Source organism: Lentzea flava, assembly GCF_014648475.1.
Classification (GTDB): domain Bacteria; phylum Actinomycetota; class Actinomycetes; order Mycobacteriales; family Pseudonocardiaceae; genus Lentzea; species Lentzea flava.
Genome location: NZ_BMRE01000019.1, coordinates 87,081 through 108,302, shown reverse-complemented (window position 1 = coordinate 108,302; position 21,222 = coordinate 87,081). Strand labels below are relative to the sequence as shown.

Sequence of the window (21,222 nt, the reverse complement as noted above, 5' to 3'; positions counted from 1 at the left end):
GCGCTGACATCAGCGGCAATCTGAGGTGAATTGACGCCAATGTCAGCGCCTTCGAAGAAGAAATCACTCTTTGAAAGGCACCCACGCCATGAGTGCAACAAGTGATGCGGGAAGTAACCCGCCGCTGTTCTACACAGTCTCGGAAGCAGCACGAATGTTCCGGGTCGACGCCCAGACGGTGTACCGGGCGATCCACGATGACGCCTTCCCCGCCGTGCGACTGCGTACCCGGTACGTCATTCCCGCACGGGCGGTCGAGGAACTGATCCAGCGGGCCGCCGATTCGGGCGGTGTGGTCGACATCGCGGAGATGGTCGCGGAGCGGCGTGCCGCTCGCGAATTCGAGCAGAAGTCCGGGGGTGCGTGGTGAGCCCGGAGGACTACTACGAGGTGGTGGCGGCCGAGCTCGACCGCTACGCGAAGGTGCCGGACGAGGTCCTGCTGGAGATCGTGACGCGGGACGGTGCGTGCATGTGGCTTCGGGCCAACGAGGACGGCCCCGAGTGGGAAGACGAGGAGATCACCGACAGGGATGCGGCCGCGCGGTTGTGCGCGGACTGCCCGATCCGGGGCGTGTGCTTGGAACTGGAGTTGCGCACGGCCGGTGAGAACACCGTTGGCGTGTGGGGCGGGCTGTCGCAGGAAGACCGCCGCCAGGTGTTCCAGGCGTGGCGTGCTCGCCGTGAAGGTGGTGAGACGTCATGACGATCAACCTGACGCCAACGCAGATCCTTGCGGCTATCGGTGTGGTCGTGGTGCTGGTGTGGGTCTGGCGGGCCAGTGTCCGACGGGCGAAGGCCACGGCGAACGCGGCTCGTGCCGGGGCACGGTTGCTCTCGCTCACTGGGCGGGTGTTGCTGATGACCGGGGCCATCGTGGGCGTGCAGTGGGTAGTGATCACGCACCGGGGCGACACCGTGGTGTTGCTCGTGGTGCTGGGCCTGCCCGCGCTCTTTGCGGCGTACACGCTGACGAAGGCACTCACGATCACGACGCACGACAGCCCGCGTGGTCGAGGTGATCGGCGATGAGGACGCTGGAAAGGGTTAGGGAAGGGGTGGCCGCCTTCGGGCGGCCACCCGCCGCCCCGGCGGCCGCGAGGCTGGCCGCTGATGCGGCGGAGGCGGCCGAGCTGCGGGTGTACGCGACGCACCCGGACGTGATCGCGTTGCGGGTCGAGCGGGTGCGCGCTCAGGTGGACCGGTTGTGCTGGTCCGGGATCGTGCTTGGTCTCGGGTTCACCATGACCAACGTCCAGAGCTTTGCGGCGGCGGGTACGGCGGTGTGGTCGTTGCCGTGGCTGGCGGCGTGGTTGCTCGATCCCACGGTGTCGCTGGTGTTGCTGGCGATTCTGCGGGCGGAGCAGGTGACCGCGCGGTACCGGGTGCGCACGGGTCCGTGGACGAGGCGGGCGAAGTGGTTCACGCTCGCCGCCACGTACGTCATGAACACCTGGCACTCGTGGGTGGCCGGTTCGGTCTCGGGTGTGGTGCTGCACTCGGTTCCGCCGCTGGTGGTGTTCGTCGCGGCGGAGGCGGTCACGGACCTGCGAGACAAGCTGACAGAGGCTGTTGCGGCAGCGTTCACAGAGGCCTCGGAACGGCCTGTGGAGGTCACCGCGGAGTTGCTCCCGGCGACCGTTCACAAACCTGCAAAACCCAGGCAGCACAACAAGAACACGCGACGAAGGGTGTCGTTTGAGGACTACCTGAGGGTGGCGCGTGAAGCCTGGTCGCCTGGTGTCGTGGTGAGCCCTGTGTGGGTCCGTGGTGTCACTGGTTGCTCGCGTGGGCTGTCGTCCCGGTTGGCGGCGACGCTGGCGGCCGAAGTGGACGGCGGAGGCGATCATGTCTGATCAAGATCAACTCCGTGCCGGCCGAGATGTTGATCTTCCTGTCCGGCAGGTGGTCGAGGCCGAGTTCGTGAACGACGCACCACCCGTGCCGCGTCCGTCGTGGCGTCAGCAGTTCATGAACGCGTGGCGGCGTTCACCGCGCGTGCCGTTGTGGGCGAAGGACCGCGTTCACGCGGTGCAGGCCGCGAAGGATGTCACCGTGACCGTCGTGCGTTCACCGTTCCGGTTCCTCGGGGCGGTGGTGCGCGGTCTGGTGGTCGCGGTGCGGTGGTGGCGGTCTTGGGTGACGGTGCGGGACTACCGCGAGGCGGCCGAGCAGTCGGAGAAGCTTGCCGACAAGTTCGCCGACATCCGCGCACTAACGCTGTTCCGGTGGAAGGTCACTGGCGCCACGGTCGCCGCCGTGGCGGTCGCGGGCATGGTCGGCTGGTTGCTCTACGGGCCGCGTGCTCTGTGGCTCGCCGTGGCGGTCGTGGCGGTGGCGCTGGCGGTGCTCGGTCGCCGCCGCGATGGCAGCCCCGGACGGCGGGCAGTGCTCGCCGGGCCGCGCACGTTGACGTGGACGATGGACCCTCAGGTGCTCGTGGACGCGTTCCGGGACGCCAAGCTCATCGGGAAGGACGAGACGCTGCGCCTGGTCCACCGCGCCACTCGCCAAGGCGAAGGCTGGGCGGTCACGGTCGACCTTCCCGCCACACGCAAGGCGGTCGACGTCGTGAAGAACCGGGACGCACTGGCGTCCGCCCTAGCGGTCGACGAGATTCAGCTCAGCGTGGAGCGCGTCCGGGGCAACGGCGGTCACGCTGGACGCGTAGCGATGTGGGTAGCTGATGAGGACCCCTACAGTGCCCCGCCGATCCGGACACCGCTGCTGATGGTCGAGCGGTGGGACGCGTGGCGGCCGGTGCCGTTCGGCACCGACGCCCGCGCCCGCCGAATCGACCTGCCGTTGGTGTGGACGTCGGTGCTGATCGGCGCAATCCCCAGGCAGGGCAAGACAATGGCCGAACGGCTGGCAGCCGCGGGAATGATCTTGGACCCGTATGTGCGGCTCTATGTCGCGGACTTCAAGAACGGGAAGGACTGGAAGGCCGCCGAACAGGTCGCCCATCGGTTCATGGCGGGAGATGACTCCGAGTACGTGCTGAGGTTCGTGGATTGGCTCGTGGAGCTGGTCGCGGATGTGCAGGCGCGCTACCGGCGGATGCAGGACCTGGACGACGTCACATGTCCGGAGTCGAAGGTGACCCCGGCGATGTCACGAGACGTCGCACTGGGGATGCCGATCACCGCGCTGGTGGTGGACGAGGTGCAGATCCCGTTGGAAGACAGGACACCTGTGGAGGTCCAGGGAAAGAAGATGACCGCAGGGGAGTACTGCGGAGAGTTGTTGATGTGGCTGGCGAAGAAGGCCCCGGCGGCCGGGGTGATCCTCGTACTGGCGACGCAGCGGCCGGACGGCAAGACGATCCCGTCCGGCTTGCGGGCGGTGCTCGGGTCGCGGTTCGCGTTGCGGGTGATGGACTGGCGCGACAGCAACATCATCCTCGGCGAGCAGATGAACACCCGAGGCTACGACTCAAGCCGTCTCCTACCCTCTCACAAGGGCGTCGGCATCCTGCGCCCTGATGGCGAAACCCAGGCCGGTGCAGACGTGCTGGCGCTGACGGTGCGCACGTTCTACATGCCCAACGAGGACTGGCGGGAGATCTGCCAACGCGGACGGGCGTTGCGCGAGGCGGAAGGCACGCTCACCGGACACGCGGCCGGACAAGAGGCACAGCCGGTGCTCGACCACGCGGCCGTGGCGAAGGCCATCGGCGGCGGCGCACCCGCACCCGCCGATGCCGAACGCGTCGACGAGATCGAGATCGAGATCGAGCTACCGGAACCGCTGGCGTCCGTTGTGGACTACCTCAACGAGGACGGGCGTGACTTCGTACCGTCAGCCGAGCTTGCCGACGCTCTCGGGGTCGAGCTCACCGCGTTCGGCCGTGACATGGCCAAGCTCGGTTGCGGCTCGACCCGTGACCGGGTACCCACCGACGACGGCGTGAAGCAGGTACGCGGCTACGCCGTCGCCGACATCCGCACGGCGGCCGAGCGGCACCGCGACGCGGCCGTGATCGAGGGCGAGGTGATCGACCATGACGACCGCTGACCCGTCACAACCCGTCCCAGCGGACCCGTCACCCGTCACACCCCCCGGTGGCAGGCAAACCCGGTCCTCACCAGCGGAAACGGGTCACCGTGACGGGTGTGACGTGTGACGGATAACCCGTCACAACCACGGAAAACGGCCGTGTGCCGCACCATCTCGATACAGGCGCGGCACACGGCCGACCCGTCACTACGTGGATCGTGCGCTGACGTCACGGCATTTGTTCTTCAAGTGCCGTGCCGCCGCCGAGCACTTCCGCCTCGGCAAGGTAGAGGCGTCCGAGATCTATGAGCAGCGTGCCCAGTTCGTTGTAGTGCTTGGCCCGCTCCGGGTCCGGAAGCAGACCGCAGGTGCGCATCAGGCTCCGTGCAAGCGTGTCACTGAAATGAGGATGAGTCTTCACGACCTCTCGGGCCAACCGCTCCAGCGAAACGCGGAGCAAGTCCTCAGTCAGGATTTCCGCAGCCACAACAGCATCTCCATCTCTTCCTCGCGCCGACCCCAGTGAGGCTGAGGCCACTTCTCTTACGTCACAACGCATCCCCAACGCCTCCCCGCTTGGCGAAACGGGAGCCGTGATGGTGCGATGAGAGATGCCGACGCGGCGACGCGAGCCGCGTCGGCTCTCCCTGACCAACCTCGGACGGGGGTGAGACGGAGCCCCAGAGGCTGGTGGCTATGTCACGACGGCAACCGCTTCGGGAGTCCAACGACCTGCTCGGCCTGGTTCTCGGCAGCATCAACGATCGTCGGCTGTGCTGACTGCTTGCGGTCTTCAGCGTGGTTGATCAGAAGCTTTCCGAGCCCGAGCAGGATCTCGCCGAACTCCTGCTGTCGCTCGGGTGTCAGGGTGCCCATGACGAAGTCGAACAGCACGTTGGGCATGAGTTTGGAGATCTTCCCGAACTGGGTGATCAGGTCTGTGTCGTCGAGCGTCACGCGGTAACCCCTCCCGCAAGCCGTGACTCGTCAAGCCTGTGCTTGCCGACCGATACGGGCGATCGGATGGCGGGCAACTCCTGAGTGTCCGCAGTGCGTGCCGTCGGTAAGGGGATGGGAACGTCATCCTGCGGCCCGTGTCGGCGCTCCAGGTCGTCGAGTGCGTCCTGAACGTCCGCGCGCGTCCACGTGGCCTCCTGAGCGGCGTTCACGGCCTCCTCGGCAGCCTCCCGCGCCTGTCTGACGTACTTGCGGCCGAGTACCACCGTGTATGCGGGCGGCAGCAGCAGCCACACCACGAACAGCACGATCCCGGTTGCGTCCCACACCACTGTCCACCGCCCTTCCTGACGTTCCAACCGCAGACATCAGCGTCTCCGTGAGCGCGTTGGGTGTAAATGACCTGGCTGCGACCTCTGGCGACATTTCGCGACCTATACTGATCGGCGCTGACATCAGTGAGACGGAAGGTCAGCCGATGAGTTCGAGCGATGAGCGGCGGCAGCCACAGACGTTGTTCGGTGAGTTGCTGCGCCAGCGGCGGCAAACGGCCGAAGAGTTCAGGGATGAGGCAATGCGGTTCGCGCGTGAGCGCGGGTCGAGCGCGACGATCAGCGCGCGACACGTCCAACGCCTTGCTTCTGGCCGTCGCGCGGATGGCCGACCCCTTGGATTGCCTCAGCCGCCGCTACGCCGACTGCTTGAAGACATGCTGAGCGTGCCAATTGAGCGCCTTCTTGAGCCTGTGCCGGAAACAGCGCCTGCCGTCGCAGATCAGGATCTCGGATTGCAGGCTCGGCTAGCCGCCGGACGGAATCTTGATTTGGAGACCGTCGACCTTCTGCGGCAAAAGCTCGACATCACACGGGTGATTGACCGTCGGCTTGGGGCGTCGGCATTGCTTGGCGAGCTTCGCGCGCAGATAGACCAGATGGAACAAGCAAAGCGTCACGTACTCAATCAATCGGTTCGTTCGAGCTTGGCTGAAGTGATCGTTGACGCGTCGGCGTTGGCTGGGTGGCAATCGCTCGATCAAGGTTTCGTAAGTGAATCGTGGGACCACTATGACACCGCGCAGACGGCAGCGAGGGAAGCGCGTTCGCCCGCGCTTGAAGCCTATGCCTGTGCAGGGCAGGCCGTTGTATTGCTGGACATCGGGGAAGTGGCCGCGGCCGTCGAGTTGACGGAGTATGCGCGCTCTATCGCCAAGGGGAAAGTCCCCAGCCTCCTACTTTCGTGGCTGACTGCGGGCTACGGCGAGGCTTGTGCGGCGAGCAGGGAGCATCAAAAGTGCATGCGTGCGTTCGATGAAGCGCTACGCATCATGCCTGCTGACATTGACAACTCAGAGACGCCGTACCTCGTGTTCGATTCAACTCATTTGGCGCGCTGGCGTGGCAGTGCGCTTGCTCGACTAGGGGCACGAGAGGCAATCGATGTGCTATCCGAGGTGCTGAATAAGCTTGATCCAACGTTCGCGCGTGCGGAGACCGCGCTGAGGGTCGACCTCGTTCAGGTGTTCACCGCGACAGGCGGGAAAGATGAGGCAACCGCACACGCTAAGCGTGCGCGGTTGCTCGCGACACAGATACGTTCTGAGAGGCAGCGGAAGCGGCTTACTTCGTTGCTCGCTTCCGGCTGATGCTGACGACATCGGCAATGTCCGGGGCTTCGTCAGGGCCGAGAACGATGGCACGTTTACCGCGACTGACTTTGATGAGTCCGGCTGCTTTGAGTTCGGAAACCGCGCGGTGCGCGGTCCCGGCTTTAACGCCGTATCGCGCCTGAAGCTCGATGTTCGTCGGGATCGGGTCACCTGGCTTAAGGGCGCCGCAAGCGATTGCGCCTCGAAGATCGACGAAAATCTGCTGGTAGGGAGCATCATCCGCTGATGGCAGCGTGGTTGTGACAGTGTTCGTGTCCGATACCTGAATCGGAGGTTTGGGCATCCGTGTGGTGAAGTTTCCCGCCGCCCGCTGATCGGCCTCCGAGACCCAGGCGGAGTAAACGCGCAGTGTCGTTGCACCTCCGCCGCCGTGGCCCAGGCGTCCAGCAACTGTACGAACGTCAACGCCAGCGGAGATCAGTTCTGTTGCCGAGTAGTGGCGCAGCTCGTGAATGTTCATGTCCCAGCCAAGACGCTTGCACATGCGCCGGTATCGTCGGGTGACGGTATTCGGCTTGAGCCACGTACTGTGATCCGCAGACGATGAGAAGACGCGGCCGTTCTTCTTGAGCTTTGCTCCGAACTTCGCGGCTTCTGATTGCCGATGTTCGATGTACACGCGCAGCAGAGACACGGTCTCGGGATCGAGCGCGATTCGACGTTGTTGGTGAGTCTTTGTGTCCTCTTCCCACGTTTCGGTGCCGTCTTGCCCGATGGCTGTATTGATCGGAAGAACAGCGTTGTCGAGGTCGAGAAGGTCGAGCCGAAGCGCGCATAGCTCGCCGCGTCGCGCTCCCGTCGTCATCGCGACCCAGATGAGCATTCCCCAGGAGATGTCTTTGAACGCCTCATTGACGATCGCGGCTGCCTGCTCCGGGGTTGGCGGACTCGGGTTTGGCTTGACGGGCTTTGGTGCCTCTGCCTGACCGATGGGGTTCACCTTGATCCAGCCCCATTTGAATGCCCGCTTGAGTGCGCCACTGAGGCAGAAGTGGACCTGGCGGATCGAACTCTTTCCCAAGGGCCTGCACTTCACGTGCGGCTTGCATCCTCGCTTTTCGCAGTCATGCTCACCCTTGGCCCTGTGTTCGAGGATCTTCTTGCCGCCACAGTGAAACCTGCATGTGCGCAGAATGGTGTAAAACGAGTCGATTAGCTCGCCGTCCAGCTTGCCTACCTGCTCGGTGCCGATGAGTGGCCGGATGTGGTTGTCAATGTATCCCTCGTAGCCCTTGCGGGTGCTGCGCTTGACGTCGAGCCGTTCGAGGTACTTGTCCATCAGTTGGTTGACGGTTGCTTTGGTTTTCGGGTTTCGTTGTTCGTTGATGTCGTTGATTATTCGCGTGCGTTCGTCTTCGGCTTCCTTCTGGGCCTTCGGTCCTTTCGGGATGGTTTTCGTGATGACGTGCTCGCGGCCGGTCAGGGGGTCGATACCGGCGTACACCCGGATCCTCAGCGAGCCGCTGGGGAGGGTGTCGATGCTGCCGCGTACGCGCTGCTTGTCGCCTGCCTTGCGAGTGCCCATGACCGGAACGTACGCCCGTTCATGTCATGAGTCATGTCACACGAGGGAGGGAAGATCGTCTTCAGTGCTCGCTGAAGCGAAGAGCCTCTGACCTGTTTTGGCAGGTCAGAGGCTCTTTCGATCACCCGGCGAAAGGTGGTGCCCCAGGCAGGATTCGAACCTGCGACACACGGTTTAGGAAACCGATGCTCTATCCCCTGAGCTACTAGGGCTGGCACCAGCAGTCTAGCGGGGTGCCGCCACCGAGTTGACCAGCGCCCCCGCTCACGCACCGTGAGGGGCCAGATGACCTCCCTGCGGCCGTTGGGGGGAAGTGAGGCAGGCCACCTTCTGCCGTGGGGAATCGTCAGGTAGGGAGCGGGCGTGAGCAGACCCTGGCCCGACTTCCGTCCTGGACCGCTTGGCGCCATCAAGGCTTGGTGGCGGCGGCGGGTGCCTCGGCGTGCCGAGGACTTCACCTTCGTGCCGCCGGCCAGCAGTCATCAGCAGGAGTTCGAGACGCCCTTGCCCAGTGCGGTGTACGGGCTGGACTTTCAGGTCAAGTTGACGATCGTGTGGCGGTTGGACTTGGCCACCGGGTTGCGGCACAACTCGCCGCGGAGTGCTGCCATCCACCACGTTTTGCAGCGGGCCAAGGAGATCAGCGGCAAGGCGATGTTGGTGCACCATGCGGCGTTGCAGCATCAGCTCGGCGATGAGCTGGCCACTGAGCGGCAGGTGCCTGGGACGCATGTGTGGGCGCGGGCCGAGCAGGTCAAGGTCAGCGTTGACGACGAGGATCTGGAGATGGCTCGGAAGCACATCGAGCTGTTGCGGAACTCCACGTTCAAGCTGGCCGAGCGGGATGTCGAGCGGGCTGAGATCCGGTATCTCCGGGACGAGGTGTTGACGGACGTTGGCACGGCGACGATTTGGTGGCTGCAGCGCAACGGGTACCAGGTCGAGGAGGCTGTGAAGCTGTCGGGGCACCTCGCTGAGCTCGTGCAGATCGCGCAGCGGGAGCCGGCCACGCACTGGGCCGAGTCGTTGGTCAGCAGTGTGGAGAAGGCCCTGCCTGAGCTGGAGGACCGGCATCGGCGGGATTTGCGGCAGCATCTGGCCAAGGCGCTCAGTGTTTACGGCGGGTCGCGGGTGGCGGCTGAGTTCGCTGATCAGATCGGGTTGCCTGCGGGCGAACAGCACACCAACGGGCACGTCTAGGCTGGTTCGGGTGTTGACCGAACTTCGCAGTGCCGCGGTGGTTGCCGGGTTGCGGGCGCTTGCCCGGCTGACGCCCTATGCCGAGCCGGAGCTGATCGGGCTCCGGAAGATCGTCAAGGCTGGTGACGTCTGTGTTGACGTCGGGGCGGCTTTGGGGCTCTACACGGTCACGTTGTCCAGGCTCGTTGGTCCACAGGGGACTGTGCACAGCGTTGAGCCGCTGGTGTTCGCGCATCCGGCGCTGTCGTACCTGTTGCGGCCTCGGGAGGGGCGCAACATCAGGCGGCACTCGGTTGCTCTGGGGGCGCAGGAGCAGGGGCGCGAGGTCATGAGCGTGCCGGTGCGACACGGGAGTCCTGTCACCGGGCGGTCGTTCCTCACCGCGGGGGCCAACGGGCTGGGGTCCAACGAGGAGTTCGACGAGCACCTCGACGTGGTGGTCAAGACGGACACGCTCGATCATTTTGTCGAGGTCAACGGGATCTCGCGGCTCGACTTCGTCAAGGCGGACGTCGAGGGGGCCGAGCTGCGGGTGCTCGAGGGCGCGAAGGAGACCATCGAGCGGTTCAAGCCCGCGTTTCTGCTGGAGATCGAGGAACGGCACGTCGAGCGGTTCGGGTACCGGGCCGGGGACGTGGCGGACTTCCTGACCGAGCGCGGGTATCGGATGAGCACGTGGCACGGCGGTGAGTGGGTGCCGGCGAACCGCATCGGCGAGTCCACCAGGAACTACCTGTTCCGGGTGTGAAAGGCCCGAGAAAAGTAGAGGACGCCGACCCCTGGGGGTGGATCGGCGTCCTCATCTCGAAGGTCTACAAGCTGTAGACCTCAAGCTCGTACAGGGAGTATCCGTAACGCGTGGCCCGTTGGGTACCCGTCATTCGGAGGTATCTCGCGTCCTGTGCCGTGAACGCTACGACATCATCGCCGCCGTCGCCAGCACTTGTGGCGAAAACGTTCCGCCAGGTGGTTCCGTCATTGGAAAGTTCGATGCGGTACCCGCTGGCGTAGGCCGATTCCCAGTGCAACACTGCGCGACCGATCCGTTGCACAGAGCCAAGATCTACCTGGATCCATTGGTTGTCGCTCCAGTCGCTCGCCCAGCGGGTCGACGGGTTTCCGTCCAGCACGTGTGCCGGCGGGAGGTTGTTCCAGCCGGTTTCGTGGGACGACGCGGTGGCGACGCCGCGTGCTGCCAGGTTGGTGATGTTCTGGCTTCTGCGGGACGGGAACTGCACGACCTGCTGGAAGGTCGGGCGGTTCTGCCAGTGGATCTTGTCCTGGGTGATGCCGCCCATGGCGCGGTGGATGATCGTGTCGGCGCACCACTGGTCGCCTGCCGTGCAGTCCGCGTCGCCGGGGTAGACCTGGTTGGCGGGCTTGGCTGCTGCCTGCGTCAGCGAGGTGACCAGGGCGGTCCGGCAGCCGGACAACGTGCCGCCGCCGCAGTAGGTCTGCGGGAAGGCGCCCTGGACCGGGTCGCCCAGGACCTTGCGCAGGTCCTTGTCCACGTAGCCCCACCAGCCGTACTGGAACGAGGAACCCTTGTGCGGTGCGGCGCCGTGCGTGTCGGACGGGGCCTCGTCCACCTGCTGGGCGCTCACCAGGGCGTTGTACAGATCATTGCCCAGTGATGTTTTGAACTGCGCCTCGACCAGGAGCGGCCACCACGCATCAAGGATCCTGATCGCGTCGGCGTGGGCGTAGGTCTTGCTGCCCTTCGCGGTTTCCTTCCGCAACGAGCCGGAGCGCTGCCAGTCCTTCAGCTTCTGCACGACCGGTGCGAGCGTTGCGTCCAGAGGTGCCGACTCGAGCACGCGCAGCAGTTCCGGCAGCACCTCCTGGGCGCGCAGGTCGGCCACCGCGGCCTCGGCCATCACGCGGGTCAGCGAGGCACGCGTGACCTTCTGGCCGGAGGCGATCAGGGCCTTGACCCGGACGTCCAGCAGGTCACCGCGGTGCACGGCGCTGTGGCCGAAGCCGCCGAAGGTGAAGTCCTTCGCCTGCTTGTTGTTCCACGAGATGTAATAGTCCTGGTTGATCGAGTTCGGGTGGCCCTCGAACGGCATGTACGACGCGACGTTCTCGTTGCCGTCCCAGCCGACCCACTCGTACTCGGCGCGCCCCCACGTCGGCAGGTTCGGGTCCACAGTGGACCGTCGCACCGGGTTGAGGCCCGAGTTGAAGTACGCCGCGTCGCGCGAGTCCACGTAGAACCAGTTGAAGGCGTAGCCGATCTTGTTGGCCGCGCGCTGGAAGTCCGCGGCCGAACGGATCGCGGACGGGTCGTTGAGCTCCTGGAAGCCGATGATCGAGTCGACCTCGTGCATGTACGTCGAGCGCAGCGTCGTGTACGCCACGACCTTGCCGCCGACCGTCGCGCGGCTCGTCACCAGGCCGTACTTGGTCCGCCACATCACCAACGTGTAGGAGCCCGCCGGGGTGCCGTCGGCCACCGTCGGCTTCCACGCGTTCTTGCGCTCCAGGCGTTCCATCGGCAGGCAGGCGCCGTGGAACAGGTAGGAGGTGGAAGCCTTCGTCGCCGGCGAACCGTCGGGGTTGCACAGCTCCACGGCGTACGTGTCGATGATGTCCTGCGCCGACGAGGTCGCGCTCCACGAGTAGTCGACACCGCGGCCGAGCTGCACGTACATCGAGACGCCCGCGAACGAGACACCGCGCGAGCGAATGCCGGGACCGTTGAGCTCCTGCAACAACAACAGCTGCGGCGCGAAGTAACCGGTCTGCGGTCCCCACACGGCGACCGGGTTGCCGGAGTCGGTGTGCGCACCGGACACGGCCAGAGCGTTGGACATGCCGTGCTTCTTGTTCAGCAGGTCGGCAGGCAGAACGCCGTCGGAGAAGATCCCGGAAGCCTTCGCCAGGTCACCGGAAGCGGGCACGGCGACGGAAGCACCGGTGCCGCCCACCTCGTCGTAGACCATGCGCTCTGGCGTGATGCTGCCGGAGTCCGGCAGAGCCACGCCCTGAGGAGAAGCGGGAGAGGCGCCGTACGGGAACGACTGTCCGTTGTGGAGGGTCAGCACGGCCTCGGGGTCGTTCTGCGCCCGGAAGGCCTGCCACACCTGCTCGCCGACGGCAGCGCCGTACTTGTTCTGCGCGGCCAGCTTCACCAGCGCCGACTGCACCTCGCCGCCACCGCCGGCACCGAACAGGCCGCCGACGACCGAGGCGATCGCCACCATGTCCGTCGCCTTGAACGGCTGGATGTCGTTCCAGTTCGTGATCGAGTCCGCGTGCCCGGTCAGCACGTACTCGCCGGGGAAGTTCCGCGCCGCCACGGACTGCGTGATGTAGGCGTTGATCCCGGAGATGTAGTCGTTGACGTCGGCCAACGCCTGACGCCCCCGCTCGCCGTTCTTCGCCGCCGCGGTGTCGATCTGCTTCTGCAGGTCGGCCTCGGTGTACGGGATCTGGTTGTAGAAGCTCTGCTCCAGCGCCCGGTTCGACGGCGCGCCACCGGCGAAACCGGAGAGCTGCCCGCGGCCGAGGTGGCGGAACAGATCCATCAGCCACAGGCGGTCCTGCGCGGCGGCGAACCCGGCGCCGAACATCGTGCCGGACCTCGTCGTGCCGGTGATGTGCGGCATGCCGATCTTCTTGTCCCGCACGATGGTCACGTCCGAGCGCGGCTTGATCGTGCTCTCGACCTGGTCGGACGGCACACCGAACGAGGCGTCGTTGAAGAAGTTCGTCAGCTGGTCGTTCGTGAGGCCGCTGTAACCGGAGACCAGGGCGTCGTACTTTCCGAGCTGGTCGGCCGAGTGCGCGGGCCTGGTGCCGAACGCCTTGTGCCCGAGGATCTCGGCCAGGGTCGCGTTGCCGTTGTTGCCGGGCGGCACGATGTCGCCGCACTGGCCGAGGCAGTAGTCGTCGGCGGCGAACGCGACGGTCCGCGTCTCGGCGTGCGCCGACGGAACGATCATGAGGGAGGCGGTGACGGCGGCGGTGGCCAACAGGGACGTCACCGGATTGGCTCTCCGCATGGCGCGAAGCTCCTCTCCGAGGAGTGCAGGGATGTTGTGACGCAGGTTACTTTCCAGTAGTCCTATCGCGAAAGACCTTCGCGTTTGCTGTAGCGGTCCTGTGACTTCTGTATCGATCCTGAAGAGATCCAGAAGTCCATATGGGAAGAAACGATGGGCAGTTTCCGATTCTGCGGTCCGTATCCGTGTTTCTGGTACGACATTCCACTCAGTGGGATTTCGATGTTTGGTCACTCAGGGTCTCGATGATGCCCCCTAAGCCCTGGTGGCATGCCTACGCAGCGAAGTCGGCGCGCAATTCCGGTAACTGTGAACGTCGCTCGCCATCTCGAAAAACCGTTACCACATGATGAGATAACTGAGAATTAACGTGACCTTCGACTTGCGTACGCGAAGATCACGAACATGAGGGAGCACGGAACGCCAATGCGGGAGGCGTCGTGATCAAGGTTCTGCTGGCCGACGACGAGGACCTCGTCCGTTCCGGCCTTCGCATGATCCTGAGCAGCGTCGGGGACATCGAAGTCGTCGCCGAATGCGATGACGGACACCTGGTGGCCGACCTGGCCCGCCAGCACCGTCCTCACGTGGTCCTGCTCGACATCCGGATGCGCACCTCGGACGGGCTCGTGGCACTGCGGAGGCTGCGGACCCTGCCCGACCCACCACGGGTCTGCATCCTGACCACGTTCGACGTCGACGAATACGTTTCGGAAGCCTTGAGACTCGGTGCGGCGGGCTTCCTGCTCAAGGACACCGAACCGGAACAGCTCGTCAAGGCCGTGCGCGACCTGGCGCGCGGTGGTGCGGTTCTCGACCCTGGTGTGGCGGCACGGGTCCTCGCGGCCGTTGCGGACGGCGAGCGGATGGCCGAGCCGGCACGCAGGCTCCTCGCGAGTCTGTCCGAACGCGAGCGCGAGGTGCTCGTGCTGATCGGCCAGGGCATGTCCAACGCGGAGATCGGCGGCACCCTGCACCTGTCGGAGGCGACGGTGAAGGGCTACGTCTCGTCGGTGCTCGGCAAGATCGGCGCGGTCAACCGCGTGCAGGCCGCCCTGGTGGCCTACCGCGGCGGCCTGATCGCTTGACGATGAAGGGCTCCTTCATCCACCTGACGTGGATGAAGGAGCCCTTCATCGAGAACTAGTTGCCCGAGACGATCTCGGGGATCTCGTCCACCGAGGGCTCGACCTCCACGCGGTTGCGGCCGTGGCGCTTGGCGCGGTACAGCGCCATGTCCGCGGCCGCGAACAGCTGGTCCAGTTTGGCCGGTCCCGCCGCGACACCGATGCTCACCGTCGGGCGGCGGACCGAGCCGAGCACCATCGTCCAGTCGTGGCCGTCGACGGCCGCGCGGATCCGCTCGGCCACGTTCGGGCCCACGTCCATGTTCGGCCCGGTGTCCCCGAGCAGCACCACGAACTCGTCACCCGCCCAGCGCGCCACCAGGTCGTCGGCCCGGCATTCCCGCCGCAGCAACGCCGCGATCTCGCGCAACGCCGCATCGCCTGCTGCGTGGCCCGCGTCGTCGTTCACGCCCTTGAACCAGTCCACGTCGACCAGCACCAACCACGGCACCCGGCCGCGCGCCGCCGTCGACTCGAGCAACGCCTGCGCCGCGCGTTCCAGCCCGAGCCGGTTCGCGAGGCCCGTCAACGGATCCCGCGCCGCCGCCTCCTGCGCGGCCACCGCGAGCCGTTGCGCCTGAACGGCCACCCGGCGCTGTTCCAAGGCCTGGCCGAGGCCTTCCTGCAACGTCTCGGTGGCCGTGCGCGACGCCGCCATCGACCGGCGCAACGCCTCGGCTTCTCCCACCGCGTCACCCAGCTCGTGACAGATGTCCGCCAGCTCCGTGGAGAACCGCAGCAGCAGTGACGTGTCGTTGATGCGTTCCGCGTTGCACACGGCGCGGGACGCGAGCGTGCGCGCCTCGTCGAGGTCGCCCTGCTCACGCCGGACGACGGCGAGCACCCAGTTGCCGACCGAGATGCCCCACAGGTCGTTCGCGTCCAACGACAACCGCAGCGTCTCGGCGCCCGTCTCCTCCGCCTTCTCCAACTGGCCGACACCGGCCAGTGAACGGCCATAGGCACCCATGAGCGCCCGGCGCATGACCTCTTCCTTGACCAGCCCCAAGCCTTCTTCGAGGTACGCCAGCGCTTCCTCGAAGATCGCCGGCGCCGCCGCGGGAGGCCCGGAGCAGGCGCGGAAGTTCAGCGAACCACCGAGCCGCTGCAGGCAGTGCGCCAGCGTGTCGGTGTTGCCGGCGCGGCGAGCGACCTGCACCGAAAGCCGCAGCATGTCGAGCGCGGCCCGGCGGTTGCCGATGCCCTCCATGAGATAGCCGAGCGAGCCCATCGTCTGCGCCACGGCAGGGCTGTCGGCCCGGTCGGCGTCGAGGTCGGTCCAGCCCTCGGCAGCCAGTTCCAGGGCGAGTGGAATACGCCCGAGCCGCCACGCCATGACGGCGCGGTTCACCAGCACCGCCGACCGGACCCAGCGGTCCGCGCCGGGGGACACCTTGGTGACCACCTCGTCGAAAAGACTGTTCGCCTCCGGCAAGCGGCCAGCGTTGAGCAACGCGCGGACCTCCCGGTCCAGCCGCGGAATCTGGCCCGCTACCAGCGGATCACGCTGCTCCACTCGTTCATCGACTCCGTTCCGACTCGCCGAGCGGCCTGCACAGGCTACCGGGACGGTCGCGCCCCGTACCGATCGTGGTGCAGGACGTCATCGAGGGGTAGTCGGTTGCGCCAACCGTGACGTTCCAGATCGGGCGTGTCGGGCAGGGATCGGACCGGTCCCACGCACAGCCACGCCACCGGACGGACCCTCGTGGGGATGTCCAGCAGGCGGCGCAGCACATCTTCCCGATAAAAGCTCACCCACCCAACCCCGAGGCCCTCCTCGGTCGCGGCGAGCCACAGGTTCTGGATGGCCAGACACACGGAGTAGAGGCCGGCGTCCGCGATCGCGTGCCTGCCGAGCACCGCGGGCGAGCCACGGTCGGGGTCGTAGGTGACGACGATGCCGAGAGACGACTCCATGACTCCCTCGACCTTGATCCGGGAGAACACCTCGGCCCGTTCCTGATCCAGCTGAGCCGCGAAGACCGTGCGTTCGGCCTGAACGTGGTCGCGGAAAGCGCGCCGAATCGATTCATCACGCACCAGCACGAAGTCCCACGGCTGGGAAAGGCCGACGCTCGGCGCCGCGTGGGCCGCCGTCAACACACGTCGCAGCACGTCTGAAGGGATTTCCGCACCGGTGAACTCGGCACGCGTGTCCCTGCGCCGGTGCACTACTTCGTACAGGTTCATTCGTGCGATCGTGCCTCACTCGAAAGCACCAACTTCACGCTGGAGAGGTGGCGCTGATCTCATCTGAGGCGATAGACCGATCGGATGCGAAGAATGCGAGGTGGTTACGGCTCCGCGCTCGGATTCGGCGGCGGAGTCGGCGTGACCACGTTCACCGGTGCCTGGCCGCTGCTGGCCCTCGTCCTGCTCGCCGCCGTCGTCGTGATCGTGTCGCTGCGCACGACGCTCGTCGGCGCGGGCTTGGCCGCACTGCAGTGCTGGGGCCTCTACGCGACCTTCTTGGTCGGTGTTCGTGGTGACCTGACGGTCGACGAACACACGACCTGGGTGCTCGCGTTGCTGGTGCAGCTCGCCGTGCTGGCCTTCCTGGCCAGCACGGCGGTCCGCGTCATCGCCCTTGTGACGGGTACGGCAGCAGGGCCATCTCCCGTGCGTTCTTGATCGCGGTGGCGACCTGGCGCTGCTGTTGCGGCGTCAGGCCGGTCACCCGGCGGGACCGGATCTTGCCCCGGTCCGAGATGAACTTGCGGAGCAGCGTGACGTCCTTCCAGTCGACGACGGTCACGCCTTCCTTCGTGAGCAGGTTCTGCCTGCGCTTCACCGGCCTCTTGCTGTCGCGCATCACCAGCTCGCCTTCGAGACGCCGGGAAGTTCGCCCCTGTGGGCCATTTCCCGCAGGCGGATCCGGGACAGTCCGAACGCGCGGTTGAACGCACGCGGCCGTCCGTCCACGGCGTCGCGGTTGCGCAACCGGGTGGGCGACGCGTCCCGCGGCAGCTTCTGCAGGCCGCGCAACGCTTCTTCGCGCGTCTCCGGGTGCCGCAGCATTTCCTTCAACTGCGCACGACGTTCCGCATAACGCGCGACGACCTCGCGGCGGCGCTTGTCCGCGGCGATCTTCGACTTCTTCGCCACGTCAGCGCTCCTCTCGGAAGTCGACGTGCTTGCGCGCCACCGGGTCGTACTTGCGCAGCACCAGCCGGTCCGGGTCGTTGCGGCGGTTCTTGCGGGTCACGTAGGTGTAGCCGGTGCCGGCGGTCGACCTCATCTTGATGATCGGGCGGACGTCGTTCCCCTTGGCCATCAGACCTTCACCCCCTGCGCGCGCAGCCGGGCCACGACGGCCTCGATGCCGAGCTTGTCGACCGTCTTGATGGCCTTTGTGGACAGCGTCAGCGTCACGAACCGGTTCAGCGACGGCACCCAGTACCGCTTGCGCTGGACGTTCGGGTTCCACCGGCGCCGCGTCTTGCGTTGCGAGTGCGAGACGCGGTTGCCGAAGCCCGGCTCACGGCCGGTCAGCTGGCAGCGCATGCGCACCTCCTCAGATGTTGAGCAGCGTTTGAAACGACATTCGTTTTCAACTACGGTAGCCTACATGGAAACCGTTGTCGTTATGGTGGCGGGGCTGGTCGAGCACGACGTCGCCGTGCGGGTGTGGCGGGACCGGCCCGGTTCGGTCCTGGTGCGACACGTCGCGACGCAGACGTGCGTGCGGCGCTGGGTCGACGGCATCGCGACCGAGGTCGAGCTGCTGCACAACTGCGTGTCCTGCACCGTGCGCGAGGACCTGCGGGAACTGCTCGGCACGTTCGCGGGGCACACGGTCGTGCTGCACCTCGACCCGTTGCTGGAGCCGGACGTGGTGCGCCGCGACCTCGGCGTCGACGTGGAGTGCGTGATCACCGTGCTCGACGCGGAGACGTGGCTGGACGACGCGCTCGGCGACGCCTCGATGGTCAGCGACGGGCGCACCGTCGCGCAGGTCGTCGTCGCGCAGGCCGAAGCGGCGGATGTTCTTGTGCTGCAAGGAGATGCGGACGAACGGACGCTGGCCGTGCTCGACCGGCTGGCTCCCGGTGCCCACCGCTGCACGCCCGACACGGTGGTGGTGCGCAGGAGCAAGCGTCCGCGGATGATCCCGCTCACGCCCGAGTGCGGTGTCTCGACGGCGGTTTTCACGGCGGACCGGCCGTTCCACCCGGCACGGCTGAACGAAGCGCTCGACACGCTGCTCGACGGCACGGTGGTGCGCTCGCGCGGCCGGCTCTGGGTCGCGGACGAGCCGGACATCGCGCTGCACCTGGAATCGGCGGGTGGCGGGATGCACGTCGGCGAGGGCGGCCCGCGCGACGGCAGGACCACCCAGATCGTGGCGATCACGGTGGGAGAGCCGGACGACATCACCGCGGCGTTCGCAGGCGCGCTGCTGACCGACGACGAACTGTCCTTCGTGGACTCGATTCGAAAGTTGAAGATATGAAGCCCGGCATCCACCCCGACTACCACCCGGTGGTCTTCCAGGACGCGTCCACCGGCAAGACGTTCCTGACCCGCTCGACGGCGACGTCGTCGCGCACGATCGAGTGGGAGGACGGCAACTCCTACCCGCTGCTGGTCGTCGACATCACCGCCGACTCGCACCCGTTCTGGACGGGCACGCAACGGCTCGTCGACACCGCGGGCCGGGTCGAGAAGTTCAACCGCCGCTACGGAAAGCGAGAGCGCTGATGGCCGTCCCCAAGCGCAAGACGTCGCGCTCGAACACCCGCCACCGCCGCTCGCAGTGGAAGGCCACCGCGCCGGACCTCGTGCGCGTGAGGACGTTGGACGGCAAGGAGCTTCTGGTTCCGCGCAGGTTGGTCGCCGCCTACAAGCGCGGGCTCCTCTGAGTGCGGTCACCGCACCTCTGGGAGCTGGACCGTCCCGTCCGGTGAGTCGCGCCACTGGTCGAAGGGGCGGTCCAGCTTCCATCCCGTGCCGTCGTGGTCGAGCACGCGGTTCTCGCACGTGTCCACGTTGGACAGCGACTCGAACAGGTCGATGCTCCAGCCGAACAACCTGCGGCACAGCAACCTGATCGTCAGACCGTGCGACACGACCAGCACGGTCTTCGGGTGCTGATCGTCCTTGAGCAGCCGCACTTCCAACCCGTCCAGGAACGCCGCCAGCCGGTCGTCCACGTCCGCGCCGGACTCGCCGTTGGGCAGCCGGAAGAAGAAGTGCCCGAACGCGTGCCGCTGGTGCTTGAGCATCTCCTGCTGCACCGGGTCCTGGAGGTTGCCCCAGTCCTGCTCGCGCACCCGCGGCTCGGTCACGACGCGCTCGGTGGAGATGCCGAGCAGCTCGAACGTCCGGCGCGTCCGCTTGTACGGCGACACGTAGGCCGCGACCGGCCCCTCGCCGATGAGCTCCTTGATCGTGGCGCCGGCCGCCCGAGCCTGCTGTTCGCCCAGCTCGGTCAGCGGGAGGGCGTGGTCGGGGATGCGGCAGTAGGCGAGCTCGTCGACGTTGCCGAGGCTCTGGCCGTGGCGCAGCAGGATGATCCGCACTCCTCCATCGTGCCCCAGCCGGGCGTTCCGCCCGGGCGTTACAGTGCTGGGCGAGTCGAGGAGGATGCCGTCACATGATCAAGTACATCGCGCTGTACAAGAAGCCCGCCGACCCCGAGGGCTTCGACGAGAAGTACTTCGGCACGCACCTGCCGATCATCGACTCGGTGCCGGGACTCGTGCGCGCCGAGGTCGCCAAGGTGCAGCGGGTGTTCCTGGCCGGGTTCCTGGGCGACACCGAGCCGTACCTGATCGCCGAGCTGTACTTCGAGTCGGCCGAATCGATGAAGGCCGCCGTCAAGACGCCCGAGTGGGCCTCGTCCGGCGCCAACCTCACCGAGATCGGTGGCATGGAGCTCGTCGCGATGTTCAGCGCCGAGGTGATCGAGTCGTGAAGGCCGTCGTCATCGGCGGCGGCACGATGGGTGCGGGCATCGTCCACGTCCTGCTCGCCCACGGCCACGAAGTCACCCTCTCGGAAGCCGACGCCGAACGCGCCGAACAGGGCAGGCTCGCCGTCAAGCGCTCGCTCGACAAGGCGCAGGAGAAGGGCAAGCTCGCCGACGCCGAGGCGGTGTTCGCGAACCTGAGCACCGGTGAGCTGCCGGCGGACGCGGAACTCGTCGTCGAGGCGGTGCCGGAGAACGTGCCGCTCAAGCAGAAGGTCCTCGGTTTCGCCGCCGAGAAGTGCCCGAACGCGATCCTCGCGACCAACACGTCGTCGCTGTCGATCGCGGAGATCGCCGCGGCACTGCCCGGCGAACGCGTGCTGGGCATGCACTTCTTCAACCCCGTCCCGGTGCAGCAGCTCGTCGAGCTCGTGCACCACGACGGCGTCGACCCCGCGAACGTGGCCAAGGCGCGAACCTGGGCCCAACAGTGGGGGAAGACCGTCATCGAGGTGCGGGACGCGCCGGGCTTCGCGACCTCGCGCCTCGGTGTGGCCGTGGGCATGGAAGCGATCAGGATGCTGGAGGAGGGCGTCGCCTCTGCGGCGGACATCGACACCGGCATGAAGCTCGGCTACCGCTGGCCGATGGGGCCGCTGGAGCTCACCGACCTGGTCGGACTCGACGTCCGGCTGGCGATCGCCGAGCACCTCGCGGCGCAACTGGGGCCCCGGTTCGAGCCGCCGCAGCTGCTGCGCGACAAAGTCGCACGTGGAGAGCTGGGCAAGAAGACGGGTCAGGGCTTCTTTTCCTGGTAGATAGTTGTCC

Annotated in this window: 27 protein-coding genes and 1 tRNA gene; 15 read left to right on the top strand and 13 right to left on the bottom strand. The window is 66.4% G+C overall.

What is annotated here, in order from left to right:
* Positions 1 to 88 precede the first annotated feature (88 nt).
* Genes IEZ09_RS22455 through IEZ09_RS22435 form a run of 5 tightly spaced genes read left to right on the top strand, consistent with a single transcriptional unit; the run spans position 89 to position 4,016 of the window.
* Entirely contained in the window at positions 89 to 370 is a 282-nt protein-coding gene (locus IEZ09_RS22455; RefSeq protein ID WP_189255737.1) for a helix-turn-helix domain-containing protein, read from the top strand.
* Complete coding sequence (locus tag IEZ09_RS22450) at positions 367 to 705, top strand: WhiB family transcriptional regulator (RefSeq protein WP_189255697.1); 339 nt, start codon at positions 367 to 369, stop codon at positions 703 to 705. Before IEZ09_RS22455 ends, IEZ09_RS22450 begins: the two co-directional genes overlap by 4 nt.
* Positions 702 to 1,031, top strand: a complete 330-nt coding sequence (locus tag IEZ09_RS22445; protein ID WP_189255696.1) for a hypothetical protein — start codon at positions 702 to 704, stop codon at positions 1,029 to 1,031. Before IEZ09_RS22450 ends, IEZ09_RS22445 begins: the two co-directional genes overlap by 4 nt.
* Positions 1,028 to 1,855, top strand: coding sequence for a hypothetical protein (locus IEZ09_RS22440; protein ID WP_229812837.1), 828 nt, complete (start codon positions 1,028 to 1,030; stop codon positions 1,853 to 1,855). The genes IEZ09_RS22445 and IEZ09_RS22440 overlap by 4 nt, the downstream gene beginning before the upstream one ends.
* Entirely contained in the window at positions 1,848 to 4,016 is a 2,169-nt protein-coding gene (locus tag IEZ09_RS22435; protein WP_189255695.1) for an FtsK/SpoIIIE domain-containing protein, read from the top strand. The genes IEZ09_RS22440 and IEZ09_RS22435 overlap by 8 nt, the downstream gene beginning before the upstream one ends.
* Before the next feature lie 211 nt (positions 4,017 to 4,227).
* Here the strand turns inward: IEZ09_RS22435 and IEZ09_RS22430 are convergent, their stop codons facing one another.
* The 3 genes from IEZ09_RS22430 to IEZ09_RS22420 form a co-directional block, all read right to left on the bottom strand.
* A complete protein-coding gene (locus tag IEZ09_RS22430) occupies positions 4,228 to 4,485 on the bottom strand; it encodes a hypothetical protein (protein WP_189255694.1) in 258 nt (85 codons plus the stop codon).
* A 212-nt stretch (positions 4,486 to 4,697) separates the two neighbouring features.
* Positions 4,698 to 4,955: a hypothetical protein gene (locus IEZ09_RS22425; protein WP_189255693.1), complete on the bottom strand. Its 258-nt coding sequence runs from the start codon at positions 4,953 to 4,955 to the stop codon at positions 4,698 to 4,700.
* Positions 4,952 to 5,284 (bottom strand): hypothetical protein, encoded by a 333-nt coding sequence (locus IEZ09_RS22420; protein ID WP_189255692.1) that lies wholly within the window; start codon positions 5,282 to 5,284, stop codon positions 4,952 to 4,954. The genes IEZ09_RS22425 and IEZ09_RS22420 overlap by 4 nt, the downstream gene beginning before the upstream one ends.
* A 50-nt stretch (positions 5,285 to 5,334) precedes the next feature.
* On the opposite strand from IEZ09_RS22420, the gene IEZ09_RS22415 reads away from it, so the two are divergent.
* Positions 5,335 to 6,597, top strand: a complete 1,263-nt coding sequence (locus IEZ09_RS22415; protein WP_189255691.1) for an NsdA family TPR-like regulatory protein — start codon at positions 5,335 to 5,337, stop codon at positions 6,595 to 6,597.
* On the opposite strand, the gene IEZ09_RS22410 is transcribed toward IEZ09_RS22415, so the two are convergent.
* Together IEZ09_RS22410 and IEZ09_RS22405 are read right to left on the bottom strand one after the other, a co-directional pair.
* Positions 6,572 to 8,146, bottom strand: a complete 1,575-nt coding sequence (locus tag IEZ09_RS22410; RefSeq protein ID WP_189255690.1) for a tyrosine-type recombinase/integrase — start codon at positions 8,144 to 8,146, stop codon at positions 6,572 to 6,574. The two genes, IEZ09_RS22415 and IEZ09_RS22410, sit on opposite strands and share 26 nt — an antisense overlap.
* Positions 8,147 to 8,282: 136 nt before the next feature.
* Positions 8,283 to 8,358, bottom strand: a tRNA-Arg gene (locus IEZ09_RS22405).
* Positions 8,359 to 8,509: 151 nt separating this feature from the next.
* On the opposite strand from IEZ09_RS22405, the gene IEZ09_RS22400 reads away from it, so the two are divergent.
* Together IEZ09_RS22400 and IEZ09_RS22395 are read left to right on the top strand one after the other, a co-directional pair.
* Complete coding sequence (locus tag IEZ09_RS22400) at positions 8,510 to 9,346, top strand: hypothetical protein (RefSeq protein ID WP_189255689.1); 837 nt, start codon at positions 8,510 to 8,512, stop codon at positions 9,344 to 9,346.
* 10 nt (positions 9,347 to 9,356) lie between these two features.
* Complete coding sequence (locus IEZ09_RS22395; protein WP_229812836.1) at positions 9,357 to 10,094, top strand: FkbM family methyltransferase; 738 nt, start codon at positions 9,357 to 9,359, stop codon at positions 10,092 to 10,094.
* Positions 10,095 to 10,158: 64 nt separating this feature from the next.
* On the opposite strand, the gene IEZ09_RS22390 is transcribed toward IEZ09_RS22395, so the two are convergent.
* Complete coding sequence (locus IEZ09_RS22390) at positions 10,159 to 13,353, bottom strand: penicillin acylase family protein (protein WP_189255688.1); 3,195 nt, start codon at positions 13,351 to 13,353, stop codon at positions 10,159 to 10,161.
* 440 nt (positions 13,354 to 13,793) lie between these two features.
* On the opposite strand from IEZ09_RS22390, the gene IEZ09_RS22385 reads away from it, so the two are divergent.
* The gene (locus IEZ09_RS22385) at positions 13,794 to 14,441 is read left to right on the top strand and encodes a response regulator (protein WP_109631945.1); all 648 of its coding nucleotides are present in this window, start codon (positions 13,794 to 13,796) and stop codon (positions 14,439 to 14,441) included.
* Between the two features lie 55 nt (positions 14,442 to 14,496).
* Here the strand turns inward: IEZ09_RS22385 and IEZ09_RS47495 are convergent, their stop codons facing one another.
* Both IEZ09_RS47495 and bluB read right to left on the bottom strand, forming a co-directional pair.
* On the bottom strand, positions 14,497 to 15,996 hold the full coding sequence (locus IEZ09_RS47495; protein WP_189255687.1) for a tetratricopeptide repeat-containing diguanylate cyclase: 1,500 nt from the start codon (positions 15,994 to 15,996) through the stop codon (positions 14,497 to 14,499).
* Positions 15,997 to 16,040: 44 nt separating this feature from the next.
* Entirely contained in the window at positions 16,041 to 16,673 is a 633-nt protein-coding gene (gene bluB / locus IEZ09_RS22375; protein ID WP_189255686.1) for a 5,6-dimethylbenzimidazole synthase, read from the bottom strand.
* 84 nt (positions 16,674 to 16,757) lie between these two features.
* On the opposite strand from bluB, the gene IEZ09_RS22370 reads away from it, so the two are divergent.
* The gene (locus IEZ09_RS22370) at positions 16,758 to 17,114 is read left to right on the top strand and encodes a hypothetical protein (RefSeq protein WP_189255685.1); all 357 of its coding nucleotides are present in this window, start codon (positions 16,758 to 16,760) and stop codon (positions 17,112 to 17,114) included.
* Here the strand turns inward: IEZ09_RS22370 and rpsR are convergent.
* Genes rpsR through rpmB form a run of 4 tightly spaced genes read right to left on the bottom strand, consistent with a single transcriptional unit; the run spans position 17,062 to position 17,987 of the window.
* Complete coding sequence (gene rpsR / locus IEZ09_RS22365; protein WP_189255684.1) at positions 17,062 to 17,295, bottom strand: 30S ribosomal protein S18; 234 nt, start codon at positions 17,293 to 17,295, stop codon at positions 17,062 to 17,064. The genes IEZ09_RS22370 and rpsR overlap by 53 nt on opposite strands.
* Complete coding sequence (rpsN, locus tag IEZ09_RS22360; protein WP_189255683.1) at positions 17,295 to 17,588, bottom strand: 30S ribosomal protein S14; 294 nt, start codon at positions 17,586 to 17,588, stop codon at positions 17,295 to 17,297. The genes rpsR and rpsN overlap by 1 nt, the downstream gene beginning before the upstream one ends.
* A 1-nt stretch (position 17,589) precedes the next feature.
* Positions 17,590 to 17,757 carry a 50S ribosomal protein L33 gene (rpmG, locus tag IEZ09_RS22355; RefSeq protein ID WP_189255682.1) on the bottom strand — a complete coding sequence of 56 codons (168 nt, stop codon included), beginning with the start codon at positions 17,755 to 17,757 and terminating at the stop codon, positions 17,590 to 17,592.
* Positions 17,757 to 17,987, bottom strand: a complete 231-nt coding sequence (gene rpmB / locus IEZ09_RS22350) for a 50S ribosomal protein L28 (RefSeq protein WP_239566680.1) — start codon at positions 17,985 to 17,987, stop codon at positions 17,757 to 17,759. Before rpmB ends, rpmG begins: the two co-directional genes overlap by 1 nt.
* Positions 17,988 to 18,051: 64 nt before the next feature.
* Between rpmB and IEZ09_RS22345 the strand changes: the two genes are divergently transcribed.
* From IEZ09_RS22345 to rpmF, 3 genes are read left to right on the top strand one after another with little or no spacing between them, the layout of a single operon-like run.
* Positions 18,052 to 18,936, top strand: coding sequence for a GTP-binding protein (locus IEZ09_RS22345; RefSeq protein ID WP_189255680.1), 885 nt, complete (start codon positions 18,052 to 18,054; stop codon positions 18,934 to 18,936).
* Positions 18,933 to 19,184, top strand: a complete 252-nt coding sequence (locus IEZ09_RS22340; RefSeq protein WP_086666239.1) for a type B 50S ribosomal protein L31 — start codon at positions 18,933 to 18,935, stop codon at positions 19,182 to 19,184. Before IEZ09_RS22345 ends, IEZ09_RS22340 begins: the two co-directional genes overlap by 4 nt.
* Positions 19,184 to 19,345 (top strand): 50S ribosomal protein L32, encoded by a 162-nt coding sequence (gene rpmF / locus IEZ09_RS22335; RefSeq protein WP_071812574.1) that lies wholly within the window; start codon positions 19,184 to 19,186, stop codon positions 19,343 to 19,345. Before IEZ09_RS22340 ends, rpmF begins: the two co-directional genes overlap by 1 nt.
* A gap of 6 nt (positions 19,346 to 19,351) precedes the next feature.
* Here rpmF and IEZ09_RS22330 read toward each other — a convergent pair whose 3' ends face one another.
* Positions 19,352 to 20,005, bottom strand: a complete 654-nt coding sequence (locus IEZ09_RS22330; protein WP_189255679.1) for a histidine phosphatase family protein — start codon at positions 20,003 to 20,005, stop codon at positions 19,352 to 19,354.
* A 74-nt stretch (positions 20,006 to 20,079) separates the two neighbouring features.
* Between IEZ09_RS22330 and IEZ09_RS22325 the strand changes: the two genes are divergently transcribed.
* Together IEZ09_RS22325 and IEZ09_RS22320 are read left to right on the top strand one after the other, a co-directional pair.
* Positions 20,080 to 20,400 (top strand): EthD family reductase, encoded by a 321-nt coding sequence (locus IEZ09_RS22325; protein WP_189255678.1) that lies wholly within the window; start codon positions 20,080 to 20,082, stop codon positions 20,398 to 20,400.
* Complete coding sequence (locus IEZ09_RS22320; RefSeq protein WP_189255677.1) at positions 20,397 to 21,212, top strand: 3-hydroxyacyl-CoA dehydrogenase family protein; 816 nt, start codon at positions 20,397 to 20,399, stop codon at positions 21,210 to 21,212. The genes IEZ09_RS22325 and IEZ09_RS22320 overlap by 4 nt, the downstream gene beginning before the upstream one ends.
* Positions 21,213 to 21,222: the final 10 nt, after the last annotated feature.

Coding starts and splice junctions, on each gene's coding strand:
- IEZ09_RS22455 (WP_189255737.1), top strand. CDS start 89: ATGAGTGCAACAAGTGATGCGGGAAGTAACCCGCCGCTGTTCTACACA.
- IEZ09_RS22445 (WP_189255696.1), top strand. CDS start 702: ATGACGATCAACCTGACGCCAACGCAGATCCTTGCGGCTATCGGTGTG.
- IEZ09_RS22440 (WP_229812837.1), top strand. CDS start 1,028: ATGAGGACGCTGGAAAGGGTTAGGGAAGGGGTGGCCGCCTTCGGGCGG.
- IEZ09_RS22435 (WP_189255695.1), top strand. CDS start 1,848: ATGTCTGATCAAGATCAACTCCGTGCCGGCCGAGATGTTGATCTTCCT.
- IEZ09_RS22410 (WP_189255690.1), bottom strand. CDS start 8,146: ATGGGCACTCGCAAGGCAGGCGACAAGCAGCGCGTACGCGGCAGCATC.
- IEZ09_RS22390 (WP_189255688.1), bottom strand. CDS start 13,353: ATGCGGAGAGCCAATCCGGTGACGTCCCTGTTGGCCACCGCCGCCGTC.
- bluB (WP_189255686.1), bottom strand. CDS start 16,673: ATGAACCTGTACGAAGTAGTGCACCGGCGCAGGGACACGCGTGCCGAG.
- IEZ09_RS22370 (WP_189255685.1), top strand. CDS start 16,758: ATGCGAAGAATGCGAGGTGGTTACGGCTCCGCGCTCGGATTCGGCGGC.
- rpsR (WP_189255684.1), bottom strand. CDS start 17,295: ATGCGCGACAGCAAGAGGCCGGTGAAGCGCAGGCAGAACCTGCTCACG.
- rpmG (WP_189255682.1), bottom strand. CDS start 17,757: ATGGCCAAGGGGAACGACGTCCGCCCGATCATCAAGATGAGGTCGACC.
- rpmB (WP_239566680.1), bottom strand. CDS start 17,987: ATGCGCTGCCAGCTGACCGGCCGTGAGCCGGGCTTCGGCAACCGCGTC.
- IEZ09_RS22345 (WP_189255680.1), top strand. CDS start 18,052: ATGGAAACCGTTGTCGTTATGGTGGCGGGGCTGGTCGAGCACGACGTC.
- IEZ09_RS22340 (WP_086666239.1), top strand. CDS start 18,933: ATGAAGCCCGGCATCCACCCCGACTACCACCCGGTGGTCTTCCAGGAC.
- rpmF (WP_071812574.1), top strand. CDS start 19,184: ATGGCCGTCCCCAAGCGCAAGACGTCGCGCTCGAACACCCGCCACCGC.
- IEZ09_RS22325 (WP_189255678.1), top strand. CDS start 20,080: ATGATCAAGTACATCGCGCTGTACAAGAAGCCCGCCGACCCCGAGGGC.